This window comes from Mycobacterium sp. E2327, assembly GCF_001672675.1.
GTDB lineage: Bacteria > Actinomycetota > Actinomycetes > Mycobacteriales > Mycobacteriaceae > Mycobacterium.
The window spans coordinates 1-14,942 of the sequence record NZ_LZKE01000140.1 but is presented as its reverse complement, the minus strand read 5'-3'; the positions used below and the strand labels follow the sequence as shown (position 1 = coordinate 14,942).

Below are 14,942 nucleotides of genomic sequence, written 5' to 3'. Positions count from 1 at the left end.
CGGACGCCCGGCTTCCAGCCGGATTCCGCACGCCAAATATTCCGCCGAACATGTTTACCCGGCGTTGCACCCCGACCCGCTTGTTCACAACGGCGCTTGTGACAATTCCGGCATGGTCACCGGCCGGCACCGCGAAATACGGGCCGCTGACGGCGATTTCGCAATCGACCCCCCTCCTTGGTTCGTCTTGTTGCCTCCCGCGCCGACTACAAAAGGAATTCGACCAAAACCGCCGACATTCATGCCGAAGGCCCCTAACATCCATATGTCGCTGAATGCGGTGGCGACACCTTGATTGCCTTTGAGTAGCGGAGGTATCAGATGTCGTTTGTGATCGCGGCACCGGAGATCATGGCATCGGCGGCAACGAATCTGGCCGGCATCGGCTCGATGGTTACGTCCGCCAGCGCGGCGGCAGCCGCGCCCACGACGGGGGTGCTGGCCGCCGCCGCCGACGAGGTTTCGGCGGCCATCGCGTCGCTGTTCTCGCAGCAGGGCGCCGAATTTCAGGCGCTGAGCGAGACGGCCGCAGCGTTTCACAACCAATTTGTGCAAACCCTCAACGCGGCTGCGTTCGCCTATGTCAGTACCGAGGTCGCGAGCATCCAGCAGGGCCTGAACGGTGCGCTCAGCCCGGGCTCCGCGGCGGCCGAGGGTCCGATCCGGATGCTCACCGGGCGCCCGTTGATCGGCAACGGCGCCAACGCGGCGCCTGGCAGTGGGGCAAACGGCGGCGACGGCGGATGGCTGTTCGGCAACGGTGGTGCCGGCGGGTCCGGCGCGAACTCGACGACCGGCGCCGGCCAAAACGGCGGTAACGGCGGGGCGGCCGGGCTCATCGGCACGGGTGGCGCCGGCGGGGCCGGCGGCCGAGGGATCACCAGCGGCGGCAACGGCGGTGCCGGCGGGGCCGGCGGGCTGTTCGGAGCGGGCGGCGTCGGCGGCGCCGGCGGGTTGGGCACCACCAGCGGCGGAAACGGCGGCATCGGCGGCGCCGGTGGGCTGTTCGGTGCCGGGGGTGTCGGCGGCATCGGGGGTCACAGCGCCGCTACCGGTGGTGCCGGCGGTGGCGGCGGTGCGGGGTTATTCAGCGCCGGCGGGGCCGGCGGTGCCGGGGGATCTGGCGCCACGGGCGGCGTGGGCGGGGCCGGCGGGGCCGCCCTGTTCCACGGTGCGGGCGGGGCCGGCGGCAACGGCGGTGCCGGCAACGTCACCGGCGGGGACGGCGGGGCCGGCGGCAACGGTGGGCTGTTTGGCGGTGTCGGCGGGGCCGGCGGCTCCGGCGCTTACGGCACAACCAACGGTGGGAACGGCGGCACCGGCGGGGCCGCGATGCTCTTCGGCGCCGGCGGGGCGGGCGGCACCGGCGGCCAGGGCAACAGCGGCATCGGCGGGGCCGGCGGGGCGGGCGGCAACGCCGGAATCATCTCCGGGAGCGGCGGGGCCGGCGGCGCCGGCTTGAACGGCTTCACCAATGGCGGACACGGCGGGCCGGGCGGCAAGAGTGGCCTGATCGGCAACGGCGGTGAGGGCGGCGCCGGCGGGTTCTCCGGCGGCGGCATTGGTGGTGATGGTGGGGCCGGCGGCGCCGCGACAATCGGCGTCGGTGGCAACGGCGGCAACCCCGGACTGGGGGTGACGCAGTTTTCGGCGGGCACCGGCGGCGCGGCCGGCACCGGGCTGATCCCCGGCTCGTATGCGGGCGGGCTGCACCCAGGGCCGGCACTGCCGCCCGGCCCGATCGAGATGCTGACGGGCCGCCCGCTGGTAGGCAACGGAGTCCCCGGGGCACCGGGCACTGGAGCCGACGGCGGGAACGCCGGGTGGCTGTTCGGCAGCGGCGGAGCCGGCGGATCGGGGCTGTCCTCGACCACCGTCGCCGGCCAGCCCGGCGGCAACGGCGGGGCCGCCGGGCTGATCGGCAGCGGCGGCGGAGGCGGCGCCGGCGGAAAGGGGCTCCTCGTCGGTGGAGTCGGCGGCGGCAACGGCGGGAACGGCGGCCCAGGCGGGCTGTTCGGTTCCGGCGGTGGCGGCGGACCCGGCGGAGTCGGCATCGTCGGCAGCACCGGCGGGAACGGGGGCAACGGCGGCGCCGCGCTGGTTAACGCCGGCGGAGCCGGCGGCGTCGGTGGCTTCAGCGGCACCACCGGCGGGAACGGTGGGAATGGCGGCGCTGTGCTGTTCGGTGCCGGCGGTGGCGGCGGCGCCGGCGGGTTGGGCAACGTCCTCGCCGGCGGTGCCGGCGGCGCCGGCGGGTCCGCAACGTACCTGGGCGCCGGGGGCGTCGGCGGCACCGGCGGCTTCGGCGCCGTCACCGGCGGGAACGGTGGCGGCGGAGGCGCCGGCGGCCTGTTCGGCGGTCCCGGCGGGGACGGCGGCGCGGGCGGATGGGGCGGCACCACCGGCGGGGACGGCGGTGCCGGCGCGGCCGCGATGCTTTTCGGCGCCGGTGGAACCGGCGGAGCCGGCGGCAGCGGCGGCGCCGGCGGTGCCGGCGGGGCGGGCGGCAATGCCGGAGCGATCGCCGGTTCCGGCGGGGCCGGCGGCGCCGGCGGCCAAGGCAGCCTCACCCTCGGCGGCAACGGAGCCGGCGGCGGCAAGGGTGGGCTGATCGGCGATGGCGGTGACGGCGGCGCGGGCGCCGACGGCGCGACCACCGGCGGGAACGGCGGTAACGGTGGCACCGGGCTGCTCGGCGACGGAGGTAATGGCGGCAACGCGGGACTTGGTACGGCGATCGGGCCGGGTACGCCGGGGACCGGTGGCACCGGACTGGTCCGCGGGAATGATGGGTTGACTTAGCAAACAGCGAGCCGCGGGTTAACGCGGCTGGTGGCCGGGGCATCCCCCACGCGATGCTGTACACCATCGGACACGGCGCGAAAACCGCCGACGAACTGACCGCCGCGCTTCTCAGGCACGGCATCACGCTGCTGGTCGACGTCCGCAGTTTCCCCGGCTCGCGCCGCAACCCCGACGTGTCCAAGGAGGCGATGCCGGGCTGGCTGACCGCCGCCGGGATCGCGTATCGCCACGAGCCGGATCTCGGTGGGCGACGCAAGCCGCCGGCCACCCGGCTACCGCGCGACCAGTGGTGGGAGAACCCCGCATTCGCCAATTACGCGGCGCACACCCGCACGCCGGAGTTCCGGGCGGCATACGAGCGGCTGCTGCACGACGCCGAGGCCTGCGACGTGGCCATCATGTGCGGCGAGCCGACCTGGTGGCGCTGCCACCGGCGCATGATCGCCGACCTGGCCACCCGCGACGGGCACCCGGTGCGGCACATCATGCCCAACGGCACGCTGGCCGAGCACCCGCCGTCGGAGTGGCTTACCCGCGATGTTGACCGGGCCCCCGACAATTGACGAGGTCAACGGTTACGCTTTGAACGTGGGCGCGAAGAAATGCGGAGCCCCACCCCCGTCAGAAGGCTCGTCAAACAGCCCGGACTGCGTCGCCGCAGTGCGGGCGCAGACGCGCGACCGCAATCAGCACTACGCCGCCAGCGCAGCGCGCCGCGGCCGGATCCTCACCATCACCGCGTGGCTAGCCGTGATGGTCAGCGTGACCTTCGTGCTCGTGCAGATCCTCACCGATTCATGGACCTGGCAGGTCAGCTCGATCAACGTCGTCGGCGCCATGATCTTCGCGATGGTGCCGTGGCTGCAGCGGTTCGGGGATTTGGTTGCGCCGCTTACCTTTTTGGGTGCGGCCTACGTCTCCGTCTTTGCCAGCTGCCTGGACGTGGGCACCGGTTCCGGGTCGCAGTTCTTCTTTTTGGTCGGCGCCTGCATCGTGGTGCTGCTGCTGGGGATCGAGCACATCGTGTTGGCGTCGGCGCTGGCGGCCATCGCCGCCGGCCTGATCATCGCGGTGGAGTTTCTGGTCCCGCGCAACACCGGGCTGCAGCCGGCCTGGGCGACGTCAACGGGCTTCGTCGTCACCGCCGTCTCCAGCGTCGTGATGGTGGTCGTGACGGTGTGGTTCGCGCTGCGCGAGACCGCCCGCGCCGAGGCGGTCATGGAGGCCCAGTACGAGCGCTCGGAGACGCTGCTGGAGAACATGTTGCCCGCCAGCATCGCCGAGCGCCTCAAGGAGCCCGACCGCAGCGTCATCGCCGACAAGTACGACGACGCCTCGGTGCTGTTCGCCGACATCGTCGGCTTCACCGAGCGCGCCAGCAGCACACCGCCCGCCGACCTGGTGCGTTTCCTCGACCGCCTGTACGGCGCGTTCGACGCCCTCGTCGACAAGCACGGCTTGGAGAAGATCAAAGTCAGCGGCGACTCGTACATGGTGGTCAGCGGCGTGCCGCGCCCGCGGCCGGACCATTCCCGCGCGCTGGCGGATTTCGCGCTCGACATGGCCAATGTCGCAGCGGCACTGAGGGATCCGCACGGTGAGCCGATTCCGCTGCGGGTGGGCATGGCCTGCGGGCCGGTGGTCGCCGGTGTCGTCGGCTCGCGCCGGTTCTTCTACGACGTGTGGGGCGACGCGGTCAACGTCGCCTCCCGGATGGAATCCACCGACTCGGTGGGCCGGATCCAGGTGCCCGAGGCGATGTACGAGCGCCTCAAAGACGAGTTCGTCCTGCAGGAGCGGGGCAGCATCGAGGTCAAGGGCAAGGGCCCGATGCGAACCTGGTATCTGATCGGCCGCAAGGCAACCGAGGAGCCCACCGACCTGCCCGCCGAGGAACCGCGCACCGCGCGCGTCTGAGCCGAAAGTCCCTATCCCCCGGTCCGCGGTATGTGCCAGACTTCGGCCATGCAAACCACGCCTGGAACCGTCCCTGTCCCAAGCTTGTTGCCGCACTTGTGGAAATCCACGCTGGCCTCCGGAATCCTGTCGCTCATCGTCGGCGCCGTGATCCTGGCCTGGCCCGGAATCTCCATTCTCGCTGCCGCCGTCGCGTTCGGCATCTATCTGTTGATCACCGGCGCCGCGCAGGTCGTTTTCGCGTTCAGCCTGCACGTCTCGGCGGGAAGCCGGATCTTGTTGTTCATCAGCGGCGCGGCGTCACTCATCCTGGCGGTCTTGGCATTTCGGCATTTCGGCCAGGGCTACGCAGTCCTGTTGCTGGCCATCTGGATTGGCGTCGGGTTCATCTTCCGCGGGGTGGCCACGACGGTCTCGGCGATCAGCGATCCCGTGCTACCGGGGCGGGCCTGGTCGATCTTCATCGGCGTGATCAGCCTGCTCGCCGGAATCGTCGTCCTGGCGTCGCCATTCGACTCCATCGTCACCCTGGCGATCGTGGTCGGCGTCTGGTTCGTGGTAATCGGCGTTTTCGAGATCGTGTCGTCGTTCGGCATCCGCAAGGCTTCCAAAGAACTGGGGCGTGGCGCCAGCGCTACCTAACTACTACACTGCGTCGTAGATACCCGCAGTAGGGAGATGACAGATGAATGTCGTCGATATTTCGCGGTGGCAGTTCGGTATCACCACCGTCTACCACTTCATCTTCGTGCCGCTCACCATCGGCCTGGCTCCACTGCTGGCCGTCATGCAGACGGTCTGGGTGGCAACCGGCAACACCGCCTGGTACCGGCTGACCAAGTTCTTCGGCAAGCTGTTCCTGATCAACTTCGCCATCGGCGTAGCCACCGGCATCGTCCAGGAATTTCAGTTCGGGATGAACTGGAGCGAGTACTCGCGGTTCGTCGGCGACATCTTCGGCGCCCCGCTTGCGATGGAGGGCCTGTTCGCCTTCTTCTTCGAGTCCACCTTCATCGGGTTGTGGATCTTCGGCTGGAGCCGGCTGCCGCGGCTGCTACACCTGGCCTGCATCTGGATCGTCGCGATCAGTGTCAACGTGTCCGCGTTCTTCATCATCGTGGCGAACTCGTTCATGCAGCACCCGGTCGGCGCGCACTACAACCCGGCGACGCACCGCGCCGAGCTGAACAGCATCTTCGCGCTGCTGTCCAATAACACCGCGCTGGCGGCGTTTTCGCACACGGTGACGGGGGCGCTACTAACCGCCGGAACTTTCGTCGCCGCCGTCAGCGCGTGGTGGCTGATCCGTTCGCGCAATCCGGCATCCGCCCTGTCCGAAGCCGACGCCCGCAATGTGTTTCGTCCCGCGGCCATCCTGGGCTGCTGGGTAGTGCTGCTCGCCGCGATCGGGCTGTTCTTCACCGGGGACCGCCAGGGCAAGCTGATGTTCGTCCAGCAGCCGATGAAGATGGCTTCTGCGGAATCGTTGTGTAGCACCGAATCCGATCCGAACTTCTCGATCCTGACCGTCGGCACGCACAACAACTGCGACAGCATCACCCGCGTGATCGAGGTGCCGTACGTGCTGCCGTTCCTGGCCGAGGGCAAGACCAGCGGTGTCACGTTGCAAGGTGTGCGCAACATCCAGCAGGACTTCGAGCACCGATTCGGGCCGAACGACTACCGGCCGAATCTTTTCGTGACCTACTGGTCATTCCGCGCGATGATCGGATTCCTCGCCATTCCGGTGCTGTTCGCGCTCGCGACGTTGTGGTTCACCCGCGGCGACCGGGCGCCCAACCAGCGCTGGTTCTCATGGTTTGCGCTGCTGACCATTCCAACGCCGTTCCTGGCCAACATCTCCGGGTGGGTGTTCACCGAAATGGGCCGCCAGCCCTGGATCGTCGTCCCGAACCCGACCGGCGATCAACAGGTGCGGTTTACCGTTCACGAAGCCGTCTCCAGCCACGCTCCGGGAATGGTGGTCACATCCCTGGTGACCTTCACCCTCGTCTACGCGGTGCTCGCGGTCATCTGGTTCTACCTGCTCAGGCGTTACGTCGCTGCGGGCCCACAGGAACACGACGCCGAACCGGCACCGCCCCAAGCGCCCAGCGAGGACGACGTGGCGCCACTTTCGTTCGCGTATTAAGGAGCTGACCGGTGGCATTGCAACAGTTGTGGTTCGGCATCATTGCGATGCTGTTCCTCGGTTTCTTCATCCTCGAAGGCTTCGACTTCGGCGTGGGCATGCTGATGGAACCGTTCGCCCGCTTCGGCGTGGGCGACCCGGAGCTGCATCGCCGCACGGCGCTCAACACCATCGGGCCGGTGTGGGACGGCAACGAGGTCTGGCTGATCACGGCTGGCGCGGCGATGTTCGCCGCCTTTCCCGGCTGGTATGCCACCGTGTTCTCCACGCTGTACCTGCCGCTGCTGGCGATCCTGTTCGGCATGATCGTGCGCTCCGTGTCGATCGAATGGCGCGGCAAGATCGACGACACGAAATGGCGCCGCTGGGCCGATTTCGGGATCGCCGCCGGGTCGTGGCTGCCCGCCATCCTGTGGGGCGTCGCCTTCGCCATCCTGGTCCGCGGGCTGCCGGTGGACGCGGCCGGCCACGTCAACCTGTCGATCACCGATGTGCTCAACCCCTACACGCTGCTGGGCGGCCTGGCCACCGCCGGGCTGTTCCTGCAGTACGGCGCGGTGTTCGTCGGTTTGAAGACCTCGGGCAGCATCCGGGACGAAGCGCACCGCTTCGCGGTGTGGTTGTCGTTGCCGGCCACGGGACTGGTTGCGGCCTTTGGGCTTTGGACGCAGCTGGCGCACGGCAAGGGCTGGACCTGGATCGTGCTGGGGGTCGCGGTCGTCGCCCAGCTGGCGGCCGTGCTGCTGGTGTGGCGGCGCGCGTCGGAGGGCTGGGCCTTCGCCAGTACCGCCCTGGCGGTGGCGGCCGTGGTGATTCTGTTGTTCGGCTCGTTGTACCCGAACCTGGTGCCCTCGACGCTGAACAGCCAGTGGAGCGTGACGATCTACAACGCCTCGTCGACCCCCTATACCCTGAAGATCATGACCTGGGTGACGGCGATCATGGCTCCGCTGACGGTCATATACCAGGCATGGACGTATTGGGTGTTCCGGCAACGGATCTCGTCCGAGCGGATACCGGCTCCCATCGGGCTGGCGAGGCGCGCGTCCTGACCGCAACCGCATCACGAGCGCCGCTTGACCCGCGGCTGTGGCGGGCGTCGACCGCGTTGCGGCGCTACCTGGTCGCCGCGGTGGGTTGCGGGGTGGTGATCTCCGGCTGCGCGATCGCCTCGGCGATCGTCCTGGCCGGCGTCGTGGCCCGCGTCATCGGCGATCACCCGGCGCGTGGCTTGCGCGCCTGGCTGGGTCCCCTGTCAATCCTGTTGGCGCTGTGGTTCGTTCGCACGGTGACGCACTGGTTGCAGGCCCGCCTGGGGCAGCGCGGGGCCGGCGCCGTCATCGCCGACCTCAACGGGCAGGTGCTGGCCGCAGTGACCGCCCGGCAACCGGCAGAACTCGCCGCGCAGCGCGATGCCGCCGCCGTCGTGGTGACGCGTGGCCTGGACGGGTTGCGGCCCTACTTCGCCGGATACCTGCCCACCTTGCTCCTCGCCGCGATCTTGACCCCGGCCACCGTCGCCGTGATCGCGCTCTACGACCCGAAATCGATGGTGATCGTGGTGATCACCCTGCCGCTGATACCGGTCTTCATGGTGCTGATCGGGCTCGCGACCGCCGACCGATCGGCCGCGGCGCTGGAGGCCATGACGACCCTGCAGGCCCGGCTGCTGGACCTGATCGCCGGCATCCCGACGCTGCGCGCGCTGGGCCGGGGCCGCGGCCCGGAACACCGGATCGCCGAACTGGCTGCCGCCCACCGACGTTCGGCCATGGCGACACTGCGGATCGCCTTCCTGTCGGCGCTGGTGCTCGAATTGCTGGCCACGCTCGGTGTGGCCCTGATCGCGGTCGGCATCGGCCTTCGCCTGCTGTTCGGTGAGATGACGCTGACCACCGGCCTGACCGTGCTGCTGCTGGCGCCCGACGTCTACTGGCCACTGCGGCGCATCGGCGTGGAATTCCATGCCGCACAGGAGGGTAGGACCGCCGCGGACAAGGCGTTCGCCCTCATCGGCGAGCCCGCGGACACGACTGCGCGAAGCCAGACCGTGGACGCCCGCGGAAAGCAGATCCACATCGAAAACCTCAGCGTGCTGGGCCGCGACGGCCACGCGCCCCGCGACCTGACCGCGGTGCTCGAGCCCGGTCGGGTCACGGTGCTGACCGGGCACAACGGCGCCGGCAAGAGCACCACGCTGCAGGTGATCGCCGGCCTCACCGCACCGTCCTCCGGCCGGATCACCGTGGCCGGGGTCGACGTCGCCGACCTGGACCGCGCCGCGTGGTGGCGACAGCTGTCCTGGCTGCCGCAGCGGCCGGTCCTCGTCCCGGGCACCGTGCGCGACAACCTGAACCTGCTGGGAACGCTCGACGACCTCGACGACGCCTGCGCCGCATCGGGTTTCGATGCGGTGCTGGCCGACCTGCCCGACGGGATGGAAACCGCGCTCGGCCGCGGCGGCGTCGGGCTGTCGCTGGGCCAGCGCCAACGGCTGGGCCTGGCCCGGGCGCTCGGCTCGGGGGCCCCGGTGCTGCTGCTCGACGAGCCGACCGCGCACCTGGACGCGCGCACCGAACAGCTTGTGCTGCGCGCCATCGTCGAGCGCGCGCGCTCCGGTGCGACGGTGGTGGTCGTCGGGCACCGCGACCCCGTCGTCGCAATCGGTGACCGGGTCGTCGAGGTGGCCGCCGATGCGGAGGTGCGCCATGCCGCGGTCTGATCTCCTCCTGGCCAGCGCGAGCCTGCTGCGCCCGCGGGTGCCGCGAATGCTCGCGGCCGTCGGGCTGGGCGTGCTGTCGCTGGGCAGCGCCCTGGCGCTGGCCGGGGTTTCGGCCTGGCTGATCACGCGGGCCTGGCAGATGCCGCCCGTGGTGGACCTGTCCGTCGCCGTCGTGGCCGTGCGCACGTTCGCGATTTCGCGGGGCGTGCTGCACTACTGCGAGCGGCTGGCCACCCACGACACCGCGCTGCGGGCGGCCGGGACGGCGCGGGCGCAGATCTATCACCGGCTCGCCCGTGGCCCCGCGGCAGCCGCCGTCCGCCTGCACAGCGGTGAGCTGGTGGCCAGGGTGGGCACCGACGTCGACGAGCTGGCCAACGTGCTGGTGCGCGCGGTGGTGCCGATCGCCGTCGCCGCGGTGCTCGCGCTGGCGGCGACGGCGGTCGTCGCGGCCATCTCGCTGCCGGCCGCGGCGGTGCTGGCGGCGTGCCTGGTGATCGCCGGCTATGTTGCCCCACGGCTTGCGGGCAAGGCCGCGGCGACGCAGGAAGAGGTTGCCCGCCAACACCATTCCGATCGCGATACGTCGGCGATGGTCGCCCTCGAACACGCCCCGGAGCTGCGCGTCGCGGGCGCCCTGCCCGGCGTGATCGCCGATGCGCAACGCCGCCACCGCGCCTGGGCCGACGCCCTCGACGCCGCGGCGCGACCGGCGGCCATCGCCGAGGCGATGCCCACGGCGGCGATCGGGGCCAGCGTGCTGGGCGCGGTGGTGGCCGGGATCGGGTTGGCGCACACGGTCGCGCCCACCACGTTGGCCGTCCTGATGTTGTTGCCGCTGTCCGCGTTCGAGGCGACGACGGCGCTGCCGGCCGCCGCCGTCCAGCTGACGCGGTCACGGATCGCGGCGCGTCGCCTCCTCGACCTGGCTCCCCCGGACCAACCCAAGGACGGCGGCGCGCCGGTGCCCGCCCGCACCGGCGCCCTGGAGGTCGATGTCTGTTATGGCCACCCGAACGCGGTCCGGCTCACCCGGGTGGAGCTCGTGCTGCCGCCGGGGGCCCGGCTGGCGGTCACGGGCGCCAGCGGTTCGGGGAAGACGACGCTGCTGATGACGCTCGCCGGGCTGCTGCCCCCGCTGGACGGGCGGGTGCTGCTGGACGGCACCGATGTCGCGCGCTTCGACGAAGACGAATTGCACAGGGCGGTGGGCTTTTTCGCCGAGGACGCGCACGTCTTCGCCACCACCGTGCGCGACAACCTGCTGGTCGCCCGCGGGGACTGCGGCGATGCGGAACTGACCGCGGCGCTGGAGGCGGTCGGCCTCGGCGGCTGGCTTGCCGGCCTGCCCGACGGCCTGTCCACGGTGTTGACCGGTGGGGCGCAGGCGGTTTCGGCGGGTCAGCGCCGACGGCTGTTGTTGGCCCGCGCCGTGATCTCACCCGCCCGGATCGTGTTGCTCGACGAGCCCACCGAGCACCTCGACGCGAACGACGCCGAACCGATCCTTCGCGATCTGTTGGGCCCGAATGGCCTCATGTCCGCCGACCGGACTGTCGTGGTGGCTACTCACCACTTGCCCAACGGGATTGGCTGTCGCGAGCTGTCACTTACAGCGATGCGGTGAGCCTCCAGAGGGCCTCCCGGTCGACGGATTCGGAGTCGTCCAACGAACTAAGGACCAAGTCCGTCGCCCCGGCATCCAGGTAGCGGCGCAACTGCTTGACCACCGCATCCTCAGACCCGATCGCGGCGAGCTCGGTCACGCTGTCGACGCCCTCTCGGGCGATGACTTTCTGATACGACGGGATGGTCTGGTAGAAACCCAGCTGCTCGGCGGCGTAGGTGCGCGCGGCGTCGGCGTCGTCCGACAACACCACGGGCACCGCGGCGATGACGCGCGGCGCAGGCCGGCCCGCCTCGGCGGCGGCCCTGGTGATCGCCGGTGCGATGAATTCGCCGATGGTGCGGGGGCCGGCCAGGTACGGCAGCGTGCCGTCGGCGAGCTCGCCGGTGACGCGTAACGCCTTGGGCCCCATCGCGGCCACGTACAGCGGCACGGGCGTGCCGCCGGCGACCTGCACCGGCCAGGCGGGGCTTGCGCCCAGCTCCTCGCCCCGGAAGTCGACGCTGCCGTTGTCGAAAACGGAGCGCAGGATCGTCAGATGGTCGCGTAATCGTTCGATGCTGTTCGACCAGTCGACGCCGAAAGTCTGCCGTTCGATCTGACGGGCGCCCAATCCGAGGCCGAGGCTGAAGTTGCCGTGCGCGGCGGCCTGAGCGGTCTGCGCCAACGACGCGACGATCAACGGGTGCCGTGGGTTGATCGGCACCACGGAGGTGCCGACGCCGAGCCCGGGCACGGCGGCTCCGATCAAACCCGCCAACGAAATCGCGTCGTAGTTGACGCGCTGGGCTAGCCAGACCTGACCAACGCCGAGTTCATGTGCGCGCCTGGCCTGTTCGATCACGTCGTCGACGAGGTTGGCGGCATTCGAGTTTGGACTGATGATGATTCCTGTGGCCATGCCGCCATCAACGCAGCCAGCCCGGTGACCATTCCGCGCCGATCAGGCGACGGCCTGACCGCAGAGACGGCCCAACACGTCCTCCAGCCTCTCGGCGTTGGCGTTCGGATCACGCAGCCGTGCCGGACAGCGTCCCCAAAGGAGAAGGGGCAGCTCGTGGGGCCGCAGCTCAATCACGACGCCGTTGCCGTTGCCGTTGCCCAGAGCCGACGGCGCCTCCCCCGGCGTCACGAAAATGTCTGGACCGGCACCGGTGCGCAGAATCACCTGGCGCGACGAGACATCCGCGTCGCGCCATCGCCGGGCTTCGGCCAGGGCGGGCAGCGCGCGAAACGGCGGCTCGCGCACCTCCCACGAGCGCGTCGCACGGCTGGGCTTGCCCGCGAGGTGGTCCTCGATGAGGTTGGCGCGCTCCTCGGCGGCGGCCGCGACATGGGCGGTAAGCTCGTGCGCGCTCCAGCCCGCACACCACGTCGGCGCGGTCGCCTGCAGCGTGGACAAGCTCGAAATCAGCTCGCACATGGCTTCATCGCGCAGATTCGCCGCTTGTGCCATGAGCCCAGTCAACAGGCCGCCGCCGCCGAGGGCTAGCGGTTTTCCGACATCACGGCGCCGAAACTCAGAGGTGTCGCCGGCGCGGGGTGAACTCCAGCGTCAACAACACGAACACCAACTGGACCAGCTGGGTCATCGAGATCACCGCGTACCGCCGCGCGTCCATCGCGTGGAACTTGCGCACGTAGCGGTACAGCGATTCGAGCGCGATCAGCGGGTCGAGCACGTGGATCAACCGGTAGAAGACGCGCTGCACCTTGCCGCGGTCCTTATCCTCGAAGATCTCCGGGAATGCCGCGAACGACAGCGATACTCGTTGCGCGCCAGCTTCTTTCGCGGCCATGATCATGTCGACGCTGAGCCGTTCGTCGATGCCGTTGGGGGCCCCGCGGCGACGCCACGGCACATCGAGGCTGATGTCGCTGCCGCCGCCGGCCGTCGCGTACCGATGGAAGCCCTGCACCCGCCCCGATGCGTCGCGGGCGATGATCACCTGTATCCCGGGGAACCGGCCCTCGAGCACGCCGTCGAGGTTCATGTAGAAGCCGCGGTCGGCGTGGGCCCCACTGGGCGACGCCCGCACCACGTCGGTCAGCTCGGCGAGCAGCTTGTCGTCGAGCTCCTGCTCGGCGACGATCTCGGTGGTGATGCCGCAGTTGTGGGTGCGCTTCACGGCCTGCCGCAGGTTGCGGGACTTGCGTCCGACCATCTCGAAACTCGCCACGTCGACGACGACGTCGCGGCCGATCGGGATGGCGCGCAGCTTTCGCCCAATGACCACGGGGTCGCGCCACAGGTTGAGTCGCCGCTCGCTGCAACCCACCACCGCGATCCGCCAGCCGTGGGCGTGGCACATGGCGGCGAAGTCGGCGACCAACTCGGGGAACTTCTCTTCGTTCCCGACGGGGTCCCCGCCGACCGCGGCGTATCCCAGCCGGGTCCGGTACGCCAGCGCGGCGGTGCCGTCCGCGGTGAAGTGGTAGCACTTGCCCGTTTGCATGGCGAACGGGGCCAGGGGGTCGTCGGCGCTGGCATTGATCAGCCGCCAAATGCGGGGCAGGTCCTCGGGTCGCGGGTGCGCCGTCGTCGGCCACATCAGCGCCACCCCGGAGCCGACGATCAGCAGGTCTCCGAGTAGGTCGAAGGACAGCACGTGTGCGCCCAACCCCGCCACCACGAAAAGCGCTGCCGCGACGGCATGCACGGCCGTCACCGGACGACCCAAGAAGATGCCGCGTGCGATGAACGCCACCGCGCCCAGGACCGTCAGCGACCAACCCAGCCGGTCGGCGTAGTGCCAGTACGGCTGTTCGTGGTGGCGGGCCAATATGACGATCAGCCAGCCCGCGGCGCAGACCAGGGCCAACGCCCCGATCCAGCGGGCCGCCAGTGAATCGACATGGACGACAACGCGTTCCCGCGCGCGCGGCTTGGCCGCGACGTCGACCGGTCCGTCCACTGTCACCTCCCGATGCGAAAGTCCAGCTCGGGCGGCTTGTTTCCACCCCTCGCACCGAATACCCGGCTGATTGGAACTTACGCCCGATCGCGGCCCTGGTGGGCGTAAATCAGGCCGTTTTCCTGCGGGTATGCCGTACTGTGACCTGTCTATCGGCCGGAGGCCGGGAAATATAACAGCACGCCTTCTTGGACCACCGTGGCGACGACCTGCCCGGAGCGGTCGAAGAAATGGCCGGTGCCGAGCCCGCGGGAATCCGCGGCCACCGGCGAGGACGTCGAGTACAACACCCAGTTGTTGAAGTCGACCTGTCGGTGGAACCACACCGAATGGTTGGCCGACGCGGCGAAGATGCGGTCAAAGCCCCAGGACAGCCCGTGCGTGGTGATGGCCGAGTCCAGCACGGTGGTGTCCGAGGAGAACAACATGGTCGCGGTGTGCAGCACCGGGTCGTCGGGCAACGCACCCAGCGCCTTCATCCAGACCCTGTTGTGCGGCAGCCGCTCGCCCTTGTCGCGCATGATCCACGAGGGATCGTTGGTGAAGCGCCATTCGATCGGCTGCAGGGCATTGACGAAGTGCGGCACGATCTTTTCGTAGCCGCGCAGCAGCTCGGCGAGGGACGGCTGCGCGTGCGGCGAGGCGACCTCCGGCGGGTCGACGCCGTGCAGGACGGGATCCTGCTGTCCACGGCGCTGATCTCGTACATGTCGGGCGGCCCCGGCCTCGAGCACGGCGTCGACCCGCCGGAGGTCGCCTCGCCGCACGCGCAGCCGCTCGGCGAGCGGCTGCGCGGCTACGAAA

10 protein-coding genes and 2 pseudogenes are annotated in these 14,942 nt (G+C 70.0%); 8 read left to right on the top strand and 4 right to left on the bottom strand.

What is annotated here, in order from left to right; translation table 11 throughout:
- Positions 1 to 321 precede the first annotated feature (321 nt).
- The 8 genes and pseudogenes from A5712_RS16500 to cydC all read left to right on the top strand — a co-directional run bounded on the left by A5712_RS16500 (position 322) and on the right by cydC (position 11,306).
- A complete protein-coding gene (locus tag A5712_RS16500; RefSeq protein ID WP_082973482.1) occupies positions 322 to 2,802 on the top strand; it encodes a PE family protein in 2,481 nt (826 codons plus the stop codon).
- A 53-nt stretch (positions 2,803 to 2,855) separates the two neighbouring features.
- Positions 2,856 to 3,368: a DUF488 family protein gene (locus tag A5712_RS16495; RefSeq protein ID WP_068107156.1), complete on the top strand. Its 513-nt coding sequence runs from the start codon at positions 2,856 to 2,858 to the stop codon at positions 3,366 to 3,368.
- A 25-nt stretch (positions 3,369 to 3,393) separates the two neighbouring features.
- The gene (locus A5712_RS16490; RefSeq protein ID WP_068107196.1) at positions 3,394 to 4,722 is read left to right on the top strand and encodes an adenylate/guanylate cyclase domain-containing protein; all 1,329 of its coding nucleotides are present in this window, start codon (positions 3,394 to 3,396) and stop codon (positions 4,720 to 4,722) included.
- A gap of 30 nt (positions 4,723 to 4,752) precedes the next feature.
- Complete coding sequence (locus tag A5712_RS16485; RefSeq protein WP_156766597.1) at positions 4,753 to 5,364, top strand: HdeD family acid-resistance protein; 612 nt, start codon at positions 4,753 to 4,755, stop codon at positions 5,362 to 5,364.
- A 43-nt stretch (positions 5,365 to 5,407) separates the two neighbouring features.
- The gene (locus tag A5712_RS16480) at positions 5,408 to 6,874 is read left to right on the top strand and encodes a cytochrome ubiquinol oxidase subunit I (protein ID WP_068107151.1); all 1,467 of its coding nucleotides are present in this window, start codon (positions 5,408 to 5,410) and stop codon (positions 6,872 to 6,874) included.
- An 11-nt stretch (positions 6,875 to 6,885) separates the two neighbouring features.
- Positions 6,886 to 7,926, top strand: a complete 1,041-nt coding sequence (gene cydB, locus A5712_RS16475) for a cytochrome d ubiquinol oxidase subunit II (RefSeq protein ID WP_068107148.1) — start codon at positions 6,886 to 6,888, stop codon at positions 7,924 to 7,926.
- 80 nt (positions 7,927 to 8,006) lie between these two features.
- Entirely contained in the window at positions 8,007 to 9,596 is a 1,590-nt protein-coding gene (gene cydD / locus A5712_RS16470; protein ID WP_231982146.1) for a thiol reductant ABC exporter subunit CydD, read from the top strand.
- Positions 9,568 to 11,306: pseudogene (gene cydC / locus A5712_RS16465) on the top strand (thiol reductant ABC exporter subunit CydC). The gene cydD and the pseudogene cydC overlap by 29 nt, the downstream one beginning before the upstream one ends.
- Here the strand turns inward: cydC and A5712_RS16460 are convergent.
- From A5712_RS16460 to A5712_RS16445, 4 genes and pseudogenes are all read right to left on the bottom strand, one after another.
- A pseudogene (locus tag A5712_RS16460) lies at positions 11,288 to 12,124 on the bottom strand (LLM class F420-dependent oxidoreductase); the annotation flags it as partial. The pseudogenes cydC and A5712_RS16460 sit on opposite strands and share 19 nt — an antisense overlap.
- Positions 12,125 to 12,166: 42 nt before the next feature.
- Positions 12,167 to 12,679, bottom strand: a complete 513-nt coding sequence (locus A5712_RS16455) for a maleylpyruvate isomerase N-terminal domain-containing protein (RefSeq protein ID WP_068107140.1) — start codon at positions 12,677 to 12,679, stop codon at positions 12,167 to 12,169.
- 64 nt (positions 12,680 to 12,743) lie between these two features.
- Entirely contained in the window at positions 12,744 to 14,138 is a 1,395-nt protein-coding gene (locus tag A5712_RS16450; RefSeq protein WP_068107138.1) for a bifunctional lysylphosphatidylglycerol flippase/synthetase MprF, read from the bottom strand.
- Between the two features lie 149 nt (positions 14,139 to 14,287).
- A partial coding sequence (locus tag A5712_RS16445; protein WP_156766595.1) for an acyl-CoA thioesterase domain-containing protein occupies positions 14,288 to 14,942 on the bottom strand: 655 nt, incomplete at its 5' end.

What these genes read in the sequence shown, in the direction of transcription:
- A5712_RS16455 (WP_068107140.1), bottom strand. Translation starts at nt 12,679, where the DNA reads ATGGCACAAGCGGCGAATCTGCGCGATGAAGCCATGTGCGAGCTGATT.
- A5712_RS16485 (WP_156766597.1), top strand. Translation starts at nt 4,753, where the DNA reads ATGTGCCAGACTTCGGCCATGCAAACCACGCCTGGAACCGTCCCTGTC.
- A5712_RS16480 (WP_068107151.1), top strand. Translation starts at nt 5,408, where the DNA reads ATGAATGTCGTCGATATTTCGCGGTGGCAGTTCGGTATCACCACCGTC.
- A5712_RS16500 (WP_082973482.1), top strand. Translation starts at nt 322, where the DNA reads ATGTCGTTTGTGATCGCGGCACCGGAGATCATGGCATCGGCGGCAACG.
- A5712_RS16495 (WP_068107156.1), top strand. Translation starts at nt 2,856, where the DNA reads ATGCTGTACACCATCGGACACGGCGCGAAAACCGCCGACGAACTGACC.